At 65.4% G+C, this 20,189-nt stretch carries 19 protein-coding genes; 15 read left to right on the plus strand and 4 right to left on the minus strand.

Features of this window, described 5'->3' with window-relative positions; translation table 11 throughout:
• Nucleotides 1–65: 65 nt before the first annotated feature.
• On the minus strand, nucleotides 66–1,406 hold the full coding sequence (locus BMI88_RS02275; RefSeq protein WP_078545661.1) for an ATP-binding protein: 1,341 nt from the start codon (nucleotides 1,404–1,406) through the stop codon (nucleotides 66–68).
• On the minus strand, nucleotides 1,403–2,062 hold the full coding sequence (locus tag BMI88_RS02280; protein ID WP_078545663.1) for a response regulator transcription factor: 660 nt from the start codon (nucleotides 2,060–2,062) through the stop codon (nucleotides 1,403–1,405). The genes BMI88_RS02275 and BMI88_RS02280 overlap by 4 nt, the downstream gene beginning before the upstream one ends.
• A 144-nt stretch (nucleotides 2,063–2,206) precedes the next feature.
• Between BMI88_RS02280 and BMI88_RS02285 the strand changes: the two genes are divergently transcribed.
• The 6 genes from BMI88_RS02285 to BMI88_RS02310 all read left to right on the plus strand — a co-directional run bounded on the left by BMI88_RS02285 (nucleotide 2,207) and on the right by BMI88_RS02310 (nucleotide 7,447).
• Nucleotides 2,207–2,524: a PepSY domain-containing protein gene (locus BMI88_RS02285; RefSeq protein ID WP_078545665.1), complete on the plus strand. Its 318-nt coding sequence runs from the start codon at nucleotides 2,207–2,209 to the stop codon at nucleotides 2,522–2,524.
• The gene (locus tag BMI88_RS02290) at nucleotides 2,517–3,194 is read left to right on the plus strand and encodes a cytochrome b/b6 domain-containing protein (protein WP_078545667.1); all 678 of its coding nucleotides are present in this window, start codon (nucleotides 2,517–2,519) and stop codon (nucleotides 3,192–3,194) included. Before BMI88_RS02285 ends, BMI88_RS02290 begins: the two co-directional genes overlap by 8 nt.
• 173 nt (nucleotides 3,195–3,367) lie before the next feature.
• Nucleotides 3,368–3,772: a PepSY domain-containing protein gene (locus BMI88_RS02295; protein WP_078545669.1), complete on the plus strand. Its 405-nt coding sequence runs from the start codon at nucleotides 3,368–3,370 to the stop codon at nucleotides 3,770–3,772.
• A gap of 39 nt (nucleotides 3,773–3,811) precedes the next feature.
• Nucleotides 3,812–4,282 (plus strand): DUF2271 domain-containing protein, encoded by a 471-nt coding sequence (locus tag BMI88_RS02300; RefSeq protein ID WP_078539991.1) that lies wholly within the window; start codon nucleotides 3,812–3,814, stop codon nucleotides 4,280–4,282.
• 11 nt (nucleotides 4,283–4,293) lie between these two features.
• Nucleotides 4,294–6,501 (plus strand): PepSY domain-containing protein, encoded by a 2,208-nt coding sequence (locus BMI88_RS02305; protein ID WP_078545671.1) that lies wholly within the window; start codon nucleotides 4,294–4,296, stop codon nucleotides 6,499–6,501.
• Nucleotides 6,482–7,447, plus strand: a complete 966-nt coding sequence (locus tag BMI88_RS02310; protein ID WP_078545674.1) for an FAD:protein FMN transferase — start codon at nucleotides 6,482–6,484, stop codon at nucleotides 7,445–7,447. The genes BMI88_RS02305 and BMI88_RS02310 overlap by 20 nt, the downstream gene beginning before the upstream one ends.
• Before the next feature lie 26 nt (nucleotides 7,448–7,473).
• On the opposite strand, the gene BMI88_RS02315 is transcribed toward BMI88_RS02310, so the two are convergent.
• Nucleotides 7,474–8,403 carry a LysR family transcriptional regulator gene (locus tag BMI88_RS02315; protein ID WP_078547241.1) on the minus strand — a complete coding sequence of 310 codons (930 nt, stop codon included), beginning with the start codon at nucleotides 8,401–8,403 and terminating at the stop codon, nucleotides 7,474–7,476.
• A gap of 146 nt (nucleotides 8,404–8,549) precedes the next feature.
• Here BMI88_RS02315 and BMI88_RS02320 point away from each other — a divergent pair, with 146 nt between their 5' ends.
• The 6 genes from BMI88_RS02320 to BMI88_RS02345 all read left to right on the plus strand — a co-directional run bounded on the left by BMI88_RS02320 (nucleotide 8,550) and on the right by BMI88_RS02345 (nucleotide 15,536).
• The gene (locus BMI88_RS02320; protein WP_078545676.1) at nucleotides 8,550–9,311 is read left to right on the plus strand and encodes an HAD family hydrolase; all 762 of its coding nucleotides are present in this window, start codon (nucleotides 8,550–8,552) and stop codon (nucleotides 9,309–9,311) included.
• Nucleotides 9,305–10,234 carry an ABC transporter permease gene (locus BMI88_RS02325; RefSeq protein WP_078539987.1) on the plus strand — a complete coding sequence of 310 codons (930 nt, stop codon included), beginning with the start codon at nucleotides 9,305–9,307 and terminating at the stop codon, nucleotides 10,232–10,234. Before BMI88_RS02320 ends, BMI88_RS02325 begins: the two co-directional genes overlap by 7 nt.
• A 4-nt stretch (nucleotides 10,235–10,238) precedes the next feature.
• Entirely contained in the window at nucleotides 10,239–11,120 is an 882-nt protein-coding gene (locus tag BMI88_RS02330) for an ABC transporter permease (RefSeq protein ID WP_078545678.1), read from the plus strand.
• A gap of 63 nt (nucleotides 11,121–11,183) precedes the next feature.
• Nucleotides 11,184–12,749 (plus strand): ABC transporter substrate-binding protein, encoded by a 1,566-nt coding sequence (locus BMI88_RS02335; RefSeq protein WP_078545680.1) that lies wholly within the window; start codon nucleotides 11,184–11,186, stop codon nucleotides 12,747–12,749.
• 69 nt (nucleotides 12,750–12,818) lie between these two features.
• Nucleotides 12,819–13,694 carry a metallophosphoesterase gene (locus BMI88_RS02340; RefSeq protein ID WP_078545682.1) on the plus strand — a complete coding sequence of 292 codons (876 nt, stop codon included), beginning with the start codon at nucleotides 12,819–12,821 and terminating at the stop codon, nucleotides 13,692–13,694.
• 3 nt (nucleotides 13,695–13,697) lie between these two features.
• Nucleotides 13,698–15,536, plus strand: coding sequence for an ABC transporter ATP-binding protein (locus BMI88_RS02345; RefSeq protein WP_078545684.1), 1,839 nt, complete (start codon nucleotides 13,698–13,700; stop codon nucleotides 15,534–15,536).
• A gap of 25 nt (nucleotides 15,537–15,561) precedes the next feature.
• Here BMI88_RS02345 and BMI88_RS02350 read toward each other — a convergent pair whose 3' ends face one another.
• The gene (locus BMI88_RS02350) at nucleotides 15,562–16,377 is read right to left on the minus strand and encodes a helix-turn-helix transcriptional regulator (RefSeq protein ID WP_168173926.1); all 816 of its coding nucleotides are present in this window, start codon (nucleotides 16,375–16,377) and stop codon (nucleotides 15,562–15,564) included.
• Between the two features lie 127 nt (nucleotides 16,378–16,504).
• Here BMI88_RS02350 and BMI88_RS02355 point away from each other — a divergent pair, with 127 nt between their 5' ends.
• The 3 genes from BMI88_RS02355 (at nucleotide 16,505) to BMI88_RS02365 (ending at nucleotide 20,186) form a co-directional block, all read left to right on the plus strand.
• Nucleotides 16,505–17,851 (plus strand): glutamine synthetase, encoded by a 1,347-nt coding sequence (locus BMI88_RS02355; RefSeq protein ID WP_078545688.1) that lies wholly within the window; start codon nucleotides 16,505–16,507, stop codon nucleotides 17,849–17,851.
• A 74-nt stretch (nucleotides 17,852–17,925) separates the two neighbouring features.
• On the plus strand, nucleotides 17,926–19,035 hold the full coding sequence (locus BMI88_RS02360) for an extracellular solute-binding protein (protein WP_168173927.1): 1,110 nt from the start codon (nucleotides 17,926–17,928) through the stop codon (nucleotides 19,033–19,035).
• A 62-nt stretch (nucleotides 19,036–19,097) separates the two neighbouring features.
• Nucleotides 19,098–20,186 carry an ABC transporter ATP-binding protein gene (locus tag BMI88_RS02365; RefSeq protein WP_078545690.1) on the plus strand — a complete coding sequence of 363 codons (1,089 nt, stop codon included), beginning with the start codon at nucleotides 19,098–19,100 and terminating at the stop codon, nucleotides 20,184–20,186.
• The last annotated feature ends 3 nt before the right edge of the window (nucleotides 20,187–20,189 follow it).

A 20,189-nucleotide genomic window follows, 5' to 3' on the forward strand; every position in this document is an offset into this window, starting at 1 on the left:
AGGTCCGGCAAGTGACGCTGAACAAGACGGGCTTCGGAACGTGACGGATTTCGGCGCGCGGCTCGTCAGGACGCCGCTGCACTCAGCGGCAGCTGTAGGCTGACCTCGAGGCCGGAGTCGCGACCGCTCGGCGGCGATGTCAGCGAGAGCAGGCTTCCGATCCGCTCCGCGATGACGGCGACGATGGCGAGGCCCAATCCGCTGCCGTCATTCGTGCTGCCGGCGCGCTCGAACCGCGCGGTCAGGCGCGCGAGCGTCTCCTGCGGAATGACAGGCCCGGCATTCGTCACGGTGAAAACGCCCTCCGCAGTCAGGCGCACCGTAACCGGTTCGTCCTGCGCCCCATGCTTCAGCGCGTTCTCGATCAGGTTTCGGCACAGGATACCGAAAGCATCGGGGTCGAGATCCGAGATGACAGGCGTCTCCGGCAGCTCCAGAGCGATACGCCCGGGATCGAAGCCGCGCGCGAGGTCTTCGACGATCAGGCGGGCGGCGACGCGCAGATCCGAGCTGCGCTCAAGCCGCAAAGGCCCGCCTTCCGCGCGGGCGAGTTGCAGCAGCCGTTCCGAGAGCCGCGTGAGACGTTTCAGCGTCGCCTCGATATCGGCGGCGCGTGTCTTCGCGACAGGATCGCTGGTTTCCGCGCTCAGCCGCTGTGTCTGCGCGATGGCGCCCGCAAGGGGCGTGCGCAATTCATGCGCGGCGTTGGAGGCGAAGCTTCGCTCGGCCTCGAACCCTTCGCGCAACCGCCCCAGAAGATTGTTGAGCGTGGCGGCGACCGGAGAAATCTCGGTCTGCAGATCGTCGGTCGGAATGGGGGTGAGATCGCGGGCGTTGCGGGCCTCGAGACTGGTTCGGAACCGCCGCAGCGGCCCGAGATTGGTCCGCACCGCCAGCACGACCGCCGCAAAGGCGAGCGGGATCACGATCAGCAGCGGCAGGCCAAGGCCAAGCTCTACCTCTCGCGCGACCTTCGCCCGATGCGCGAGCGGTTCCGCGACGGTGATCCGGATCGTGTCCTGAAGGGCGGCATCGCTATAGAGCCGGTGGGTGGCCGTCTGGCTGAACCCCCGGCCGTCATAGGCGGGGAAGACGGACGGATCGGCCGCGTGGGACTGCAGGAGAATGTGCCCCTCCGCGTCCCGCACGATATAGGTGAAGAATTCCTCGTGGTTGCGCAGCCTTGCAAGGCGCTGCGTCGTGTTGTTGCCCTCGCGGTTCACGATATCCATGACCGCGAGGGGCAGGATCCTCTGCGCCGTTTCCTGAAGCGTGGAGTCGAAGACCTCGCTCATCTCCTTGCGCACGATCAGCGCGGTGACGGTCGCCGCCGCGATCCACATCAGCGCCAGAACGACCCCGAGCGAAAGCCCCAGACGGGCCTGAAGGCTTCGCGGCAATCTCATGCCTTGCCCAGCCTGTAGCCGAGACCGCGTTCAGTCTCGATCACATGGGCGCCAAGCTTCTTGCGCAGGCGGCTGACATGGACCTCGATCGTGTTGCTCTCCACCTCCGCGTCGAAGGCGTAGAGCTTCTCTTCGAGCTGGGCTTTGGACAGCAATTGGCCGGGGCGCGAGAGGAACGCCTCGAACAGGGCCCATTCGCGCGCGGTCAGTTGCACGGGCTTGCCGTCGCGCAGGATGCTGCGCGCGGCGAGGTCGATCTCGAGCCCGGCATGGCTCACGATTGGGTTCGGATTGCCGCTGTAGCGCCGCGCGACCGACCCGATGCGCGCGGAGAGTTCGGCGAGGTCGAAGGGCTTCACCAGATAGTCGTCTGCGCCCGCGTTCAGCCCCTCGATCCGGTCAGAGATCTGATCGAGTGCGGTCATGATGATCACGGGGGTCACATCGCCCCGGCTGCGCAGCGACTTCAGAAAGCCGATGCCGCGGCCGTCGGGAAGCATGAGATCGAGCAGGACAAGATCATAGCCGGTGCTGCGGACCGACGCGCCCGCCTCGTCGAGACGCGTGACCCAGTCCACCGAGTGGCCGTCGCTCGCGATCTGGTCGCGCACCGCGGTGCCCAGAATAGTGTCGTCCTCGATCAGCAGGATGCGCATGTTGGTCCCATCTCTTATCCGTTGCCCAGTCTTTACCTGCCCGGCTGACACCAAGCTGACGCTGCGCGCGATGCGGCTTCAGGTTCCCGTCAGATTGATCGCCCATGAAAGGTGCAGAGTTGGCCGCGAACAGGAGTTTGGCCCATGAAGAAGACAGTGACAATTCTCGCCTTTCTCGCGGCGCTTCCGGCTGGAATGGCTCTGGCCGATGACGACTGTTTCGTGCCGATGGCGGATTGGCAGCCGCGTGATGCCGTGGCCCAACTCGCCGAAGAGAACGGTTGGACGGTGCGCCGCATCAAGATCGATGACGGCTGCTACGAGATCGACGGCACCGACGCGCAGGGCCGCCAGCTCGAAGTGACGGTTCATCCTTCGACGCTCCAGATTCTCGAGGTCGAATATGAGGGCGATGGACATGGTCGGTCCCGCGAAGATCGTGAAGGAGACAAACATGACTGACGCAGCATTTCACGACACGACGAATTCCGGCGGTAGCTCCGGGGGCAGGGTGCGGGTCTGGGATCCGCTGGTGCGGATTTTCCACTGGGGCCTCGTTGCGGCTTTTGCCACGGCTTGGTTCACGGCCGACGAATTGCAGCCGGTGCATGAGATCGCAGGCTACACCGTCGCCGGGCTGGTCGCGTTCCGGCTGGTCTGGGGGGGCGTGGGCGGGCGCTATGCCCGGTTCACCCAGTTCCTCAGAGGGCCGGGGCAGACGCTGTCCTATCTTGGCGACATGCTGCGCGGCAAAGAGCGTCGCTATCTCGGCCACAACCCTGCGGGGGCGCTGATGATCGTGGCGCTGTTGATCTCGCTGTCGGGCACTGCCTTTACCGGCTGGCTGACGGCGGAACCCACGCGCGTGGCGATGCTTCCCGCGCTGCCGCAGATCGTGACTCCGGCCTTCGCGGACGAGGATGGCGAATACGGTGAATATGGCGAGGGCGGAGAAGGCGAGGGCAACGAGGCGCTGGAAGAACTGCACGAGGTTCTCGCCAATCTCGTCCTGCTGCTCGTGGCGCTTCATGTCGCGGGGGTGGTTCTGGCCTCCTTCCGGCATCGCGAAAACCTCGCGCGGTCGATGCTGACCGGCGACAAGCGTGGGCCTGAGCCCGGCGATATCGCCTGACCGTTCCCGATCACATCGCCAAGGCCGTTTGTCCCGCGGCCTCACCTGGCCCCGCCCTCAAAGGCGGGGCCTTTTTCCTGACGCGAAGCTGAAGCGGAAACTCTCCGCCCGTCAGGAAGCGCTCAGGTCCGCTGCCCAGATTGTCGCTAGCAGATGAAAAAGGAGACCCTGCCATGCGAAAGATCCTGACCGCACTTCCCCTCATCGCCCTGCTGCCTGCGGGGATGGCTCTGGCCGACGACGACTACAGAAAGTCTTCGCGCGGCGAAGGAATGTCCCGCGACGCGGTGATGCAGATCGCGCGCGAAAACGGCTGGACTGTCCACGAAATCGAGATGGAAGACGGCCGATACGAGATCGAGGGCCGCGACCGCGACGGGCGGAAAATCGAAGCCAAGATCGATCCGGCGACGCAGCGCCTCGTCACGTCGGACTATGACGACGATGACGAGGACGACGATGATGATGATGACGACTACGGCGCATCGGCGCGCAACCCGGCCCCCGCCGGCACGGTCGCCCCGCCGAAAAACGGCCTCTTCGGTGACGGCGCTCCGCCCAAGGTTCAGGTGAACTGAGCCGCCGCCGCTTTCCTCCCCAAAACAAGGATTCCCGAAATGAAGTCTCTACTTGCAACATTGGCGCTGAGCACGGCTCTGACCATTCCCGCGCTTGCATCCGCACAGCCCGTCACGCTCAAGACCACGCTGAACAACTATGGCGGCGACGGCGCTTATCTCGCGCTCTATGTCACCGACCCGTCGGGCGCCTATGCGGGCAGCCTCTGGATGGCGGGCGGCAAATCCAAATATTACGAGCATCTCAACGATTGGTACCGCGCAACCGGGGGCGACCCGGCGCAGATCAACGGTATCACCGGCGCAAGCGTCGGCGCGGGCCGGACGCTCGAGATCACGCTCGATCTTGCGGATGCGCTCTTCGATGCCGGCTACACGCTGCATATCGACGCCGCGGTCGAGGACATGCGCGACAGCCCCAACGAGGTCGCCGTGCCGCTGACGACCGAGGGCGCGGGCACGCCGGTTCCGGGGCGTCGCTACGTCGCCGATTTCACCTACGACATGTGAGGTGACAGGCCATGATCCGCGCGTTTCATCGCTGGCCGGGGTTGATTGCCCTGGCGCTTGTCACGGTGCTGGCGCTCAGCGGCGCGGTGCTCGCGGTCTTTCCGGTTGCGGAGCGGGTCGCAGCACCGCAGGCGGGGGCGGAGCTCAGCGTCGCGACCCTCGCCGAGCGCATCCAGACGATCTATCCGGGTCTCGAACAGATCCGGCGCGCACCGTCGGGGCAGATCACGGCCTATTGGTTCGAAGCCGGACAGCCCGGCGCGGCGGTGATCGATCCCACCACGGGCCGCGGCGTCGCATCGGCTGATCCGAATGCCTTTCAGCGTTGGTTGACCAACCTTCACCGCTCCCTCTTCCTCGGCGATCCCGGCCGCGTCGCGAGCGCGCTGGGCTCCGTCGCGATGCTGGTGCTCTCGGTCTCCGGCGTCCTGCTCGTCGCACGGCGTGTCGGCGGCTGGCGGAACTGGTTCTCGCGTTTGCGCGGGCCGCTCGCCGGTCGGCTCCACGTCGAGATCGCGCGCATCGCGGTGGTCGGCCTGCTTCTATCCTCCGCCACGTCTTTGTGGATGACGGCCTCGACCTTCGAGCTTATCCCCGATGGTGGGCCTTCGCTCGGCATCCCCGCCGAGGTGAGCGGTCAAACAGACGCGCCGCTTGCCGGTCTTGCGATGCTCGGCGACACGCCCGTCACGCAACTGCGGAGCCTGAGCTTCCCCTATGACGGCGATGCCACCGATGTTTTCACCCTGAAGACCGATCGCGGCACCGGCTATCTCGATCAGGGTACCGGCGCGGTGCTCGCCTGGGCGGACCTGAACGCATGGCAACGCATTACTGATACCATCTACATGCTGCACACGGGGCAGGGGGCGGCGTTGCTTGGCGCGGTGCTCGGCCTCATGGCGCTGGGCGTGCCTGTCTTGGGCCTCACCGGCCTGACGATCTGGCTTGCGGGTCGGCGCGGTCGCCCGCGCATCCGGGCTAACCAACCAGCCGCGCGCGCGGAGACGATCCTCCTTGTCGGCAGCGAAAGCGGCAGCACCTGGGGTTTTGCCGCGACCCTGCACGAAACACTCCGTGCGGCGGGCCAGAGTGTTCACATCGCGCCGATGTCGTCCTTCGTCCCCGAGCGCTACGCCCGGGCCGATCGGATCATCGTGCTCGCGGCCACCTATGGCGACGGGGCGGAACCCAGTTCCGCGAAAGGCTTCCTGACGAAACTCGACGCCTGTTCCGATGCGCTGGATATCCCGATTGCCGTGCTTGGTTTCGGGGACCGGAGCTTCCCGGCCTATTGCGCCTACGCCCAGACGATTGCCGAGGCGGTGGATGCGAAGGGTTGGCCGGTTCTGCTGCCCTATGACACGATCGACCGTCAGTCGCCGCAGGCCTTCGCGCGCTGGGGGCAGGCGTTGGGTGCGGTGCTCGGGATCGCGCTCGAACTGCACCACCAACCGACCCCCCCTGCCACGACCGACCTCACGCTCCAGTCGCGGCGCGATTATGGGGCGGACGTGCAGGCGCCGACGTCGATCCTGCGCTTTTCCCTACCGCGCGCCACGTTCTGGCAGCGGCTGACGGGGGCAGGCTTCACGCGGTTTGCTGCAGGAGATTTGATCGGGATTCTGCCCGAAGGGGCACCGACACCGCGCCTCTATTCGCTCGCGTCGTCACGCCGCGACGGGTTTCTGGAGATCGTGGTCAAGAAACACCCCGGCGGGTTGTGCTCGGGCCAACTGACGGCGCTCGAGCCGGGCGAGAGCGTCCGCGCCTTCGTCCGGCGCAATCCCGCCTTCCGGCCGGACCGTTCGCGCGCGCCGTTGATCCTGATCGGTGCGGGCACGGGGATCGGCCCTCTGGTGGGGTTTGTGCGCGAAAACGAGCAAAGGCGCCCGATCCACCTCTTCTTCGGGATGCGCGATCCGCAAAGCGATTTCCTCTATGCGCAGGAGATGGGCGGCTGGAAGGACGAAGGCCGTCTGTTGCGGCTCGTGACCTCGGTCTCACGCGGCCAGCGACCGCGCTATGTTCAGGATGCGATGCGCGCCGATGCCCCCGAACTTGTTCGGCTGGTTCAGAGCGGCGCGCGGATCATGGTGTGCGGCGGGCGGGACATGGCGGCGGGTGTCGCCGATGCCCTGCATGACATTCTCGCGGCTTCTGGCCTGAGTGCGACCAAGCTGAAAACGGAGGGCCGTTATGTCGAAGACATCTTCTGATCTGCTGCGCCACGCTTTGCACGGCGCGACCATGGGCACCCGCTGGACCGCCTTGTTCTTCGCGCAGCCCGACCGCGATCCCGCGCCGATCCAAGCCGCGCTTCAGGCCGCGGTTGCGGAGGTGGATGCGCAGATGTCCACGTGGAAACCCGACAGCGACCTGATGCGGCTCAACGCGGCTGCGGAAGGCGAATGGGTGAAGGTGCCCGGGCGTTTGGCTGAAGTGCTTCGTCTCGGGCTCGAGATCGGCAAAGCCTCGGGCGGCGCGTTCGATGTCGGGCTCGGAGATGCGGTCACGGCTTGGGGCTTCGGTCCCGACGATGCGACACCCGAGGCGATCCGCGCCGCGATGAGCGTGCCGCGCCAGCCCGCATATGAATGGCTCGAACTCGACCATGACCGGGTACGCAAGAGCGGACCCGTGGTGCTGGACCTGAACGGGATCGCGAAAGGCTACGGCGTGGATCGCCTTGCCGAGACGCTGGCCGCGCAGGAGATCGAGGCCGGTCTCGTCGGGATCGACGGCGAAATGCGGGCCATGGGGCTCAGGCCCGATGGTAGCCCTTGGACGATCGCGGTCGAGAGTCCCGATCCGCTGCGCCGCACGCCGCATTCGATCCTCGCGCTCGAGAATGCGTCCGTCGCGACCTCCGGCGATTATCGTCACTGGATCGACCTCGGCGCGCGCAGGCTCTCGCATACGATGGATCGTGTGCGCGGCGCGCCCTTGCTGGCATCGCCTGCCTCCGTGACGGTGGTCGCGCGCAGTTGCGCCGAGGCCGACGGCTGGGCCACCGCGCTTATGGTGCTTGGCCCGGAGAAGGGATTGGAGGTTGCGAGGAAACGCGGCCTCGACGCTCTGTTCCTGATGCGCGAGGACGACGGGAGCGTGAAGAGCCTTGGGACAGGCGATTTGTTTCCAGAGAACGTCGTGGCGACGGTCTAGGCCACGTCGCTTGGGCGTCGGCGCACTTAGTCTCGAATGATCTCCGCGCCAGCGGCCCCGGCCGGATCGATCTGGCTGGCGGCGTTGAAGAACAGTTCGATCAACTCGTTCCGTTCGTCCTTCAGGGCGAACACGACCTCGTCCACCGTCGACCGGATGTCGCGGATCAAAAGCCTGCGCACCGTATCGGTTCGGTAAGTGCCAAAGCGCCACATGAAGCCGACGCCGATCCCCAAGGCCACCGCCTCGTAGACGGCGTCGCGGGTGTCGGCGATCAGCTGCGGCTCGGGGGACAGGCCGGTCGCACGGAAGGCGCGGTCGACGACCTTCTGGGTCGAGGACCCCTGCGAGCGGAAGATCAGCGGCAGCCGCGCCAGTTCTTCCAGACTGACCTCGTCACGCAATCCGGTCGGGCTGTCGGCGGAGACGATGCCCACCACCTCCTGCGATAGCACCCGCGCGGTGCGGAACCGGCGATCGTTCGGCAGATCGGGCAGCACCGCGACATCGACCTCGCGCCGCAGCAGGGCCGCGAGGATGTCCTGATGCGAGCCGCTTTCCACCGAGACCGTCAGCGAGGGGTGCTGGCGCAGCAGCTCGTGGACGATCGCGATGCCCGGCATCGAATTGCCCAGACCGACGCGCAGCCTGCGCCTGCCGGTCGGGCCCCGGCGTTCGAGGATGCGCAGCGCGTCATGTTCGGCCTCGCGCATCCGGGCGCCGATGTCGCAAAGCTGCTCGCACAGCGGCGTGGCACAGAGGGTTCCGTTGAGCTTGTCGAACAGCCGCACGCCAAAGGCGGTCTCGAGATCGCGAATCTGCTGCGCGACTGCGGAGTGCGACACCCCCAACCGGCGCGCAGCAGCCGAAAAAGAGCCCTCCTCGGCGACCGCAGTCACCGAGCGCAGGCGGGAAAGCGACAGGGCGCTCGCCAAAGATCCAACCGAAGCTTTCATCATCCGACAGCTTAGCTTCCAGATGTAACATCCACGTCACAGAAACTCGTCAAACCGTGAGCAGTCCGGGGCGACGCCCCATCACCGCATGAACAGACGCGCATCGCGCGAACGGGGCCGAGGCCCCGAACGGAGAGGATTTGCCCATGACCCAGCCTGTCGGATTGTCCGAGTTCCTGTCAGGGCCGCTCCCCGAACGTGCTGCGGTTCTGGCCGATCTCGATGGCTGTCTGATCGCTGGGGACCGCGTGCTGCCCGGCGTGCCCGAGCTGATCGAGCGTTGCGGCGAGCGGCTTTGGGTCGTCTCGAACAATTCCACCGACACTGCCGAGCACCTCTCGGCCCGGCTCGGCATGATGGGGCTCGCGGTAGCTGCCGAGCGCATGGTGCTGGCGGGGGAGGAAACGCTCCGCAATCTGCAGCGCCGTCGCCCCGGTGCGCGGGTTGCACTTTTCGCCGCGCCGCCGCTTGTCACGCTGGCGCGCAAGCTGGGGCTGGTGCCCGACCGGGCGCAGCCCGAACTGGTGCTTCTGGCGCGCGACACCGGTTTCAACTTCGCCGACCTGACGGAACTCACCGCGATGGCCGCGCGGGGCCTGCCCGTGCTGCTGAGCAATCCCGACACGTTCCATCCCGGCCCTGACGGCACGCCCCGACCCGAGACCGGCGCACTCTGGGCCGCGGCGCGCGCCGCAGTGCCCGCCGCCACCGCATCGAGCCTCGCCAAGCCCGCCCCCGATCTGGTCCACGCCGCGCTGTCGCGCGCCGGGGTCGCGCCGGGTGCGGCGGTCTTCCTCGGCGACACGCCGGAAACAGATGGCCGCGCGGCCGCCGCCGCCGGGGTCGAGTTCGTCCTGCTCGCCCGGCCGGGTGGCGTGACCCTCGCCCAGGAGATCGTGACATGCTGAGCTACACCCTGCGCACCCTCGTCCGGATGGCGCTGACTTTCTTCGTCATCGTCACGCTTGTGTTCTTCGCGACACGCCTGTCGGGGAACGCCATAGATTTCCTCGCGGGCGAGGGCATGACCCAAGAGGACCGCGAGATCCTGATCCGCTATTACGAGCTCGACCGGTCGCTCTGGGACCAATATTTCGCCTTCCTGCGCGCCTTCCTCGACGGGAATTTCGGCCTGTCCTTCATCGAGCGCCGACCGGTCATCCAGATCGTGGCGGAGCGGTTGTGGCCCTCGGCGCAGCTTCTCCTGTCGGCGATCGGGCTCACGCTCGTCGTGTCGCTCCCGCTGGGCATGATCGCCGCGATCTGGCGCAAGCACTGGCTGGGCAGCGCGGCGATGGTCGTGGCCTTCCTCGGCTATGCGGTGCCCAACTTCATCCTCGCCGTGGTGATGGTCCTGGTCTTCGCCTACTGGCTGAACTGGTTGCCGGTGGTGGGCAATGGAACGCCGTTGCATTTCATCATGCCGACGCTGGCGATGTCGGGAGTTCTGATCGCGGCGCTCACCCGCTTCACCCGCAATGCGATGCTCGACGTGCTGGGGCAGGACTTCATGCGCACCGCCCGCGCCAAGGGCCTGCCCGAGCGCGCGGTGATCCTGCGCCACGGCTTGCGCAACGCCTCGATCACACTGCTGTCGGTGATCGGTCTTCAGATCGCGGGGCTCGCCGCCTCCGGCTCGGTGGTGGTGGAATCGATCTTCGCCTGGCCCGGCATCGGCGACCTGCTCGTCTCCTCGGCGATCCGGCGCGACTACCCGGTGCTCCAGTTCGGGGTCATCACCGTCGCCATCGCCGTCATCCTCATCAACGCCGCCATCGACCTTGCCTACGCATGGGCCGATCCGCGCCTGCGCCATCAACTCAAAGGGTGATCCGATGACCATGGCCCTCAACACTCCCGCGCCTACGGCTCTGAGCCGCCTTTGGACCGGCACCAACGTGATCCAGAAAGTCGCCTTCGCGGTCGGGCTGGCCCTCTTGCTCATGGCTTTCCTCGGCCCGCTGATCGCGCCGCATGATCCCAATGCGCAGAGCCTGCTCTCGCGGCTGCGCCCGCCGATCGGCTTCGACCGGGCGAAGATCGCCTATCCGCTGGGCACGGACGAGCTGGGCCGCGATGTCCTCTCGCGCAGCCTGCACGGTCTACGCCTGACGCTGATGCTGGCGATCCTCGGCGCGCTGCTGGGGCTTCTCGTCGGCGGGCTGCTCGGGCTGCTGGCGGGCGTGGTCGGCGGACGCACCGATGCCGCGATCATGTCGGCGGTCGATACCCAGATCGCGGTGCCCTTCACGCTGATCGCGCTGTTCACGCTGGCGATCTTCGGCAGCTCGCTTCAGGTGATGGTCATCGTCCTCGGCCTCGCCGGCTGGGAGCAATATGCCCGGATCGTGCGCGGCGACGTGCGCCGCCTGATGCATCTGCCCTTCATCGAGGCCGCCCGCGCCGCAGGCGCCAGTCCGCGGCGCATCGCCTTCACCCACCTGCTGCCCAATATCGTCTCGCCGCTGGTGGTCCAGTTCACGCTGTCGCTGTCGAATATCGTGCTCCTTGAAAGCACGCTGTCCTTCCTAGGACTCGGTGTGCAGCCCCCGACCGCGACGCTTGGCTCGATGGTCGGCATCGGTCGCGACTACATGCCGACCGCCCCCTGGATCGTCATCGTCCCCGCCGCGCTGATCGTGTTGCTGACCTTCGCCGTCCAGGTGGTCGGTGACTGGTTACGCGACAGCGTCGACGTGCGCCTGCGCGCACGCTGACACCCCGCAACAAGAACAGAAGGCCGCAAGCGCCCGTCGTCAAACCCTGCAATGGAGATACCAATGCTCAGACTGCTCGTTTCCACCGCTCTTGCCGCCGGCATCGCTGCCGCTGGCGTCACGGGGGCTCAGGCCCGCGAACTGAAAGTCGGCGCTGCCAACGTCGCCAAATATCTCGATCCCGGCCGCGACCACTCGAATGTCGGCTCGCAGTTCTACTACAACACCTTCGACACGCTGATCGACAAGGATCACGAGAAGATCGGCGGCGAATGGCGCCCCGGTCTGGCGACCGAATGGAACCTCGTGTCTCCCAAGGTCATGGAGTTCAAGCTCCGTCAGGGCGTGACCTTCCAGAACGGCGAAGCGATGACCGCCGATGACGTGGTCTTCTCGCTCAACCGCATGTATCAGGCCACGTTCCCGCCCTACATGGTGCGTTCGAAGGACCGTCTCGACAACTTCGAGAAAGCCGAGAAGGTCGACGATTACACCGTCCGCATCACCGTGAAGCGCGAAGAGCCGCTTTGGGAAACGCTCGTGAACCTGCAGCAGGTCATGATCATCCCCGAAGACTACACCAAGGGCCTGACCGGCGATCCGAACGTGGCCGAGGACAGCGATTACGAAGCCTTCTCGATGGCTCCGGTCGGCACCGGCCCCTATGCGATCAGCGAGTTCAGCCCCGGTGAGCGCGTGGTCTATACCCGCTTCGACAATTTCTGGGGCGACAAGGCGCCGCTGGAAAAGGTCTCCGTGATCCATATCCCGGAAACCGCTTCGCGGATCACCGCGCTCAAGACCGGCGAAGTCGACATGATCACCAATGTCGCGCCCGACCAGCTGTCGCTGATCGAAGCCGACCCGAGCATCAAGGCCGCGGGCAGCGTCACGCCGCTGTTCCACGTCATGATCATGAACACCAACCATCCCAAGCTGCGCGATCCGCGCATCCGTCAGGCGCTCAGCCTCGCGATCGACCGCGACGCGCTGAACGAGGCGCTTTGGCTCGGCAAGGCCGTCGTTCCCTCGACCCACACGATGAAGGAATACGGCGATCTCTACATGCCGGAGCTGAAGACCTTCGAATACAATCCCGAGAAGGCCCGCGAACTGCTGAAAGAAGCTGGCTATGACGGGTTCGAGATCACCTATGACACCGACCCGGTCTATTACACCAACGGCCTTCTGGCCGCGCAGGCCATCGTCGAGATGTGGGCGCAGGTCGGCATCAAGGGCAAGGTGAACGTCGCCGAGAAATGGACCGGCAACAGCAAGGACATGATGACCCGCAACTGGTCGAACCCGATGTATTTCGCGGACCCCTTCGGCTCGTTCGGCGTCATGTGGGCTCCGGATGCGGCCTCGGAATCGGAAGGCCGTTTCTCCACCGACGAAGCCTATCGCAAAACCTGGGACAAGTTCCGTTTCTCCAAGGATGTCGCGGATCGTCGCGCCGCCTATGCCGAGCTGATGGATCGCATCAAGCAGGACCCGCCGGTGCTGCCGCTCTATCGCCCCTATGAGAGCTGGGCGATGCGCAAGGATATCGCCTGGGCGCCGAAGCCCGGCCACATCCCCTATGTGCTCGACTTCCGCGCCGGGGCGATCTCCTTCGCCTCCAACTAACGCTCCCCGCCCGTCGCCGCTTGTGCGCGGCGGCGGGCACCTTCCCCCAACTCTTTGGAAAGTTTCAGCATGTCCACCCGTATCGCCATCGTCACTGATATCCACCATGGCAAGCCCTCGACCGCGAAGCGCGGCGACATGGCGCTGCCCCTGATGGAAGACTTCGCCCGTTACGTTCGCGACGGCGGCGCCGATCTGGTGCTCGATCTCGGGGACCGGATCTCGGATGAAAACCGCGACACCGACCTGCGGCTGGAAGCCGAGGTGGCCGAGGCGTTCCGCGCCGTCGAGGCCCCGATCCTGCATCTCAACGGCAACCATGACCGCGACCATCTGGAGGTCTCGGATAACGAAGGGATCCTCGGCCAGACGCTCGATCACGGGGTGGTCGATCTCGGCGGCTGGCGCATCGTCCTGTGGCGCGCCGATACGCGTATCCGCCGGATGCCCGACTATTCCGGCTTCGTGCTGACCGAGCCCGATGTGGTCTGGCTCTCGCGCACTATGCAGGCGAGCGATCGTCCGACGCTCGTGGTCAGCCACGTGCCGATCTCGGGCCATTCGCAGCTGGGCAACTACTATTTCGAGAACAACCCGGCCAGCTCGACCTATCCGATGGCCGAGCGCGCCCGTGCCGCTCTGTCTCGCGCGAAGGTGCCGGTTGTCTGTCTTGCCGGTCACGTGCATTGGAACACCGTCACCACCGTCGATGGGATTACCCATCTGACCCAGCAATCGCTGACCGAGAGCTTCACCACCGAGGGCGAGCCCGCCGGCGCGATGGGGATGATCGAACTGGGCGACAGTTTCCGCTGGGAGGTCGTGGGCGACGATCCGTTCTCCTTCGAGACCACTCCCCGCCATCGCCGCTGGACGCCCCCGCTGCCGTCCTTCGCCGACCACCCCGAGGCACGCGTCCGCCGCGCTGCCGCAGCCGCGAGTTGATCCATGAGCCGCGCGCCGCTTCTGTCAGTCCAGAACCTGAGCCTCGCTTTCGGTTCCCACACCGCGCTGTCGGGGCTCAGCTTCGACATCGCACGCGGCGAGACCGTCGCGCTGGTGGGGGAGTCCGGCTCGGGCAAATCCGCCACCGCGCTGGCGCTGATGCGCCTGATCGAACGCGAGGGCGGGCGCCTGACCGGCGGGCGCATCGATCTCGACGGCGAGACGCCGGTCGAGATCACGGCGCTCGAGGAACGCGAGATGCAGCAGGTGCGCGGCAACCGGATCTCTATGATCTTTCAGGAGCCGATGACCGCGCTCAACCCGGTGATGCCGCTTGGCGAACAGGTGGCGGAAGTCTTACGCCTGCATCAGGGGCTGGACCGCAAGGCCGCGCTGGCGGCGGCCCGCGCCGCGTTCGAGCGGGTCAAGATTCCCGAACCCGAACGGCGGCTGGTGCAATATCCGCACGAGCTGTCGGGCGGTCTGCGGCAGCGCGTCATGATCGCGATGGCGCTGGCCTGCCAGCCCGATCTGCTGATCGCCGATGAACCGACGACCGCGCTCGACGTGACAACGCAGGCGGAAATCCTGTCGCTGATCAAAGAGTTGCAGGAAGAAAGCGGAATGGCCGTGCTGTTCATCACCCACGACATGGGGGTGGTGGCCGAGATCGCCGACCGCGTCGTCGTGCTGTGTCGCGGCGAACAGGTCGAAACCGGTCCGGTCGGGCAGATCTTCGCCGCACCGCAGGCCGAATATACCCGCAACCTGATGGCGGCGACGCCGATGCTTGGGGCGGGGGCTCCGAAACGACCCCTCAGCGCCGATTCGCCGCTCCTCGAAGTCGATCGGCTCTCTGTGCGTTTCCCGGTGCGCCGCGCTGCTCCGGGGCGGCCTGCGCTGGACTATCATGCGGTCAACGAGGTCTCGCTGACCCTCGGGCGCGGAGAAACGCTCGGGCTGGTGGGGGAATCCGGTTGCGGCAAATCCACTCTGGCGCGGACCTTGCTCGGGCTCGAGGCAGCCTCCGGCGGGCGGGTCCGGCTGAGCGGGCAGACCCTGACCGGCCTGACGGCGCAAGAGCTGCGCCCGCTGCGCGGAAAGATGCAGATGGTCTTTCAGGACCCCTATGCCAGCCTCAATCCGCGGCTCCCGGTCTATGATCTGATCACCGAGCCCGCCCATATCCGCAACCCGATGACGCGCGCCGAGCGGCGGGCGATGGCGGGTGACCTTCTGGAGCGGGTCGGTCTGGAACCCGCCGCGATGGACCGTTACCCGCACCAGTTCTCCGGCGGGCAGCGCCAGCGGCTTTGCATCTGCCGCGCGCTCTCGGTCAAACCGGCGATCATCGTCGCGGATGAGGCGGTCTCGGCCCTCGATGTATCGGTCGCGCGCCAGATCACCGATCTGATCGCCAAGCTGCAGCGGGAGGAGGGCGTCTCCTTCCTGTTCATCTCCCATGACATTGCAGTCGTCGAACGCGTCAGCCACCGCATTGCCGTGATGTGGGCGGGGCAGGTCGTCGAAACCGGGCCGACCGATACCGTTCTGAAGAACCCGCTACATCCCTATACCCGACGGCTGCTGTCGGCGGTGCCGCATCCGGACCCGCAGCGCAGACCGCTCCAGCGTGAGCGCACAGCCGACCTGAAAACCCCGAAGCTTCTGCTGCCGCGCGCCACAGACCCCGAGCGCATCGCGCTGCGCGAAGTCGGGGAGGGGCATTTCGTGGCCATCCGCGACACGGTCGAGCTGATGGCCTACCAGTCGATGGCAAGCGCCGCGCCAGAAGCGGTTCGCGAAGCGGAGCGCGAAGGCGTCGGGAGCATGGTTTTCTAGCCGTCTCGGAGTCGTCGGCGCTGGGCTACCCAGATCGCCGCTGCTGCAACTGACCCGCCACCGAACTTTCGTCCAGCGCCTTCAGGAACAGCGAGAAGAGCTGCGCCTGAGAAGAGATCGACAGCTTCCGGTAGGCGTTCTTGCGATGGACTTTCACTGTCTCGTCGCTGATCTCGAGATTTGCGCCGATCGCGGTCGTCGAATACCCACGCAGCACCATCGCAATCACCTCAGTCTCGCGCGGCGTCAGCACCCCTCCGGCGATGCGGTCGAGCAGGACCTGCAGAGGGGGCAGGGCGGTCTCCGCCGCATCGTCGCGCGCCTCGCGCGCTGCCGTGACGCCCCAATGGCCGCGCATCAGGGCTTCGATGACGGGCCCCACCTCGGCGAGACGCGCCCGCTCTCGCGCGCTGAATACCGGCTGGCCGCGTTCGCGGGCGAAGCTGATCACCGCGACCCGCTCCGGCCCGATCGCGGCGAAGATGCCGATCTCGTCGCGAATGCCGGTGCGGCTGTAATGCTTGGCGTAGTATTCCGATTGGAAGAACTTGTCCGGTGCCATCTGCCGAAGCCCAGCCATCCCCGAGCGCCGCCGTTCGGTCTCGGCGTAGAACGGGTCGAGCAGATACGGACCAGTGCAGTAATCCCAGATCACGATCCGAGCCGAGTCCGGCGGCAGATTGTGGTAGAGTGATTGCGGCGTCGCGTTGCCCTCATAGGCAAAGACCATGCAAATCTTGTAGGGAAACAGCGTCTCCGTCGCCCGGTCGAGCGTTCGGGCGAACTCTTCGGTCCCCATCGCAGTGATCGCATCTGCGACGCGCTCATTCCATCCTGACATCGTTCTCGGTCTCGCTTTGATCCGCGGCGCCCATTGCGGGGAACGCGGCATACCCCTCGGGGGGTATTGGTAGGCTCAGCCAAGGCTCTAAGCTGAACCCGATCAGGAAAAAATGGAATGCTGCGGAATGCAAGCTGATACCCCCCATCATGTCGATATGCACGAAATGCTCGATCGGATCGGCGCACAATATGTGCATATCGGGATTTTCGATCAGGACGGGATGTTCCGCGTCAAACGGGTCGCGCGCGCCAAGGCGGAGAAGCTGGCCAAGGGCGGCTACCCGTTCTGCGATGTGCTCTACAATTGGGATAGCGCCGAGGAAACCTATGGGGGCGGCGACTACACCGACGTGCCAGCGCAGCTTTTCCCCGAGACGGTGCGCGCCTGGCCCTTTGAGGGCGATCAGGCGATCTGCATCGCCGATTATGCGATGCCCTTCGGAGAGCGGTCGGGACGAAATCAGTTGATCCGCCAACTCGAGAAGGCTCGAGATATGGGTTTCTCGGTCCATTCGGCTTTCGAGTTCGAGTTCAACCTGCTCGACGAGGACGCGGCGAGCCTGCGCGAAGGCGGGTTTGCCGAGCCCAAGCATTACGCGTTGGGCAATAAGACCTACTCGCTCGAGACGCTGGCGAATGAGCACGGTCTGCTCGATGGGCTCGTGGCGATGATGGAGAGCCTCGGGATCGGTCTCGACGCGCTGCATACGGAACTTGGTCCAGGCTGTCTCGAAGTGCCGCTGACCCATGCGCCCGGTGTGAAAGCCGCCGACGATGCGGCCTTGTTCAAGAACTTCGCGAAGACATACTTCCGGCGCCACGGGCTCACCGCCTGTTTCATGTCGAAGCTGAATGAAAACCTATCGGGGCAGTCCGGGCACCTGCATGTCTCGCTGCGCAACCTGACCGACAACAGCCCCGCTTTCGTCGATCCCGGCGATGCAGATGGGCTGAGCAAGACCGCCCGGCATTTCATCGCAGGATTGGTAGCCTTGGTGCCGGAGATGCTCGCGCTGTGCAGCCAGACGGTGAATGCCTATCGCCGGATGGTTCCGGGGATGTGGGCGCCGACGGCGGCCTCATGGGCGATCCAGAACCGCACGGTCGCGGCGCGGGTGATGAATGACAGCCCCGATGCGACCCGAGTGGAATTCCGCGTGCCATCGGCAGATACGAACCCGCATCTGGCCTTGGCCATGTGTCTCGGAGCCGGCTTGTGGGGGATCGAGAACGAGCTCGATCCGGGCCCGCCTGCTTCGGGCGATCAGTATCTTCTGGAACCGTCGCCCGACACCCGTTTCCCGAGCGATCTCGGCATGGCCGCCGAGCGGTTAAACGAGAGCAAAGTCGCTCGGGCGATTTTCGGCGACGTGTTCATCGACAGTTTCGTGCGCGCGCGGCGCCACGAATACGCTTCTTTCCTTCGCCATGTGAGCACGTGGGAACGCGAAAGATACCTAGAGGTCGTCTGAAACAAGAAAACAAAGCTGGCCTTGATCCAACCAACCGGGAGTAACGAGAGATGACAAAGTCCAAGGGAATACCGATGTTTTCGCCCAATCGCCGAACCTTCCTGCAAGGCATGGGCGCGGCAGGGCTCGCGGGGGCAGGGTTGATGCCGCGAAAGGCACATGCCGCTACCTCCATGAAATTCATGTGCTGGGAGGGCTATGACAGCCCCGAGATCATCAAGCCCTTCGAGGAGGCGAACGACGTTTCGATCTCGATCGACCTCATCACCGACAGCCCCGGCGGTTTCGCCAAGCTCGCAGCGGGCGCATGGCGCGATTTCGACGTCGTGGCCACCGACAGCCCGTGGGTGCAGCGCATGGGCCGGGCCGATATCGGGGAATTCCTCGACGATGCCGAGTTCGCCGATGTCTACGAGAGCTTCTACCCGCAATTCCGCGCGCCCTTCGCGCCGCTGGATTTCGACGGGAAGACGACGGGCCTGCCGACGCGCTGGGGCTGGGTCGGGCCGACCGTCAACACCAAGTATGACAAGCTCGAGAACTGGAGAAGCTACGCGCCTTGTTTCGATCCGGCCTACAAGGACAAGATCTGTGTGCTCGACTGGGGCGACTGGCCGATCATGCCGATGGCGCTCTATGCCGGGATCGATCCCTACAAGGAGCTCGACGACGCCGAGCTCAACGAGATCCGCCTCGTGCTGCGCGCGCTCTTCAAGAACACGCGGGCGATCGTCGGTGACCTGTCGGTCGCGCAGAAGGGTTTGATGGACGGCTCGTTCAGAACCCTGATCGGGGGCGGCACCTACTGCACCTCGGCGCTGCGCAAGGATGGCCAGAAAGAGATCATGTCGATCGTGCCGGAACCCAAGGACGGCTTGAACCAGGGCATCATCTGGATGGAAGCGGGCGGGATCGTGAAAGACCCGGTCGACGACGGCAAGGCCAAGGCTCTGCTGCGCGACCTGACCTCGCCGGAAGTGGCCGTCAAGCTCGCCTGGACCGAAGCGACCTGCAACCTCGTGCCCTCGCAGGAGGCCGAAGCTCTGTTCACCGACGAGCAGAAAGACGTGCTGCAGATGGATTACATGTGGGAGGCCTGGGACAAATCCCACTTCCACAACGTGGCGCCGAATATCGACCAGATGCTTGAGATCTGGTCTCAGGAACTGGCCGCCGCGCGTTGATCTCCCGATTTGCAAGGGCGGTTTCGCCGCCCTTGCTCCCTTTCTGAGACAGGAAGTCCCCCTTGGTTTCTCCCATCATCAAAGCCACCGGAATCGATAAATACTACGGCACCTATCGCGCGCTGACCGACATCTCATTGGAAGTCGCCAATGGGGAGTTTCTGGCCCTCGTCGGGCCTTCGGGCTGCGGCAAGACCACATTGCTCAAGATCCTGGCCGGTTTCGAGGACCTGTCGGCAGGCAGCCTCGTGATCGATGGGGAGGATATGACGGAGATTCCAGCCTCGGCCCGACCGACGCGGATGGTGTTCCAGAAGCTCGCGCTCTTCCCGCACAAGACCGTCGCGCAGAATATCGGCTTCCCGCTGCATCTGGCCAAACGCCCGAAGCCCGAGATCGACGCGGCCGTGCGCCGGATGTTGGAGCTGATGCATCTCAAGGAGAGCTACCTCAACCGCTACCCGCATGAACTGTCCGGCGGGGAACAACAGCGCGTGGCGCTCGCGCGGTCGATGGTGTCCCAGCCGCCGGTGCTGCTGCTGGACGAACCGATGAGCGCGCTCGATGCTAAGCTGAAGAAATCCCTGCAGGCTGAACTCAAGCACCTGCATCGCCATGTCGGGACGAGCTTCGTCCACGTCACGCATGACCTCGAAGAGGCAATGATGCTCGCCGACCGGATCTGCGTCATGCGCGCGGGGAAGATCGTGCAACTGGGCGAGCCGTCCGAGATTTATTACCGCCCCGCGAATGCCTTCGTGGCCGGGTTCATCGGGGATACCAACCTGCTGCCTGCCAAGGTCACGCGAGAGGGCGATGCGTTCCGGTTCGCCTGCGACGTCCTCGACTGCGCAACCCCGATCATGGCCGCCGATCAGGTCGCGCCCGGTGTCGCGGCGGGGGCCGATGCGGCGCTGATGATCCGTCCGGAAATGCTGCGCCTGCTTGCGCAAGGCGAAAGCGCCGACTGCACCATCACCGGGACGGTGAACGAGTTCTTCATCCGGGGTGCATCGATCCAGTATCGGATCGCGGCGGCCGGAACCGAGATCGTGATGGATATCCCCGGCACCTCCACCTTGCCGGCGAAGCAGGGCGATCCGGTTAAGCTCGGCCTCGCGCTGGGCGACCTGTTCGCCGTGGAGGCGTAAGCG

This window comes from Thioclava sp. F36-6 (genome assembly GCF_002020305.1).
GTDB lineage: Bacteria > Pseudomonadota > Alphaproteobacteria > Rhodobacterales > Rhodobacteraceae > Thioclava > Thioclava sediminum.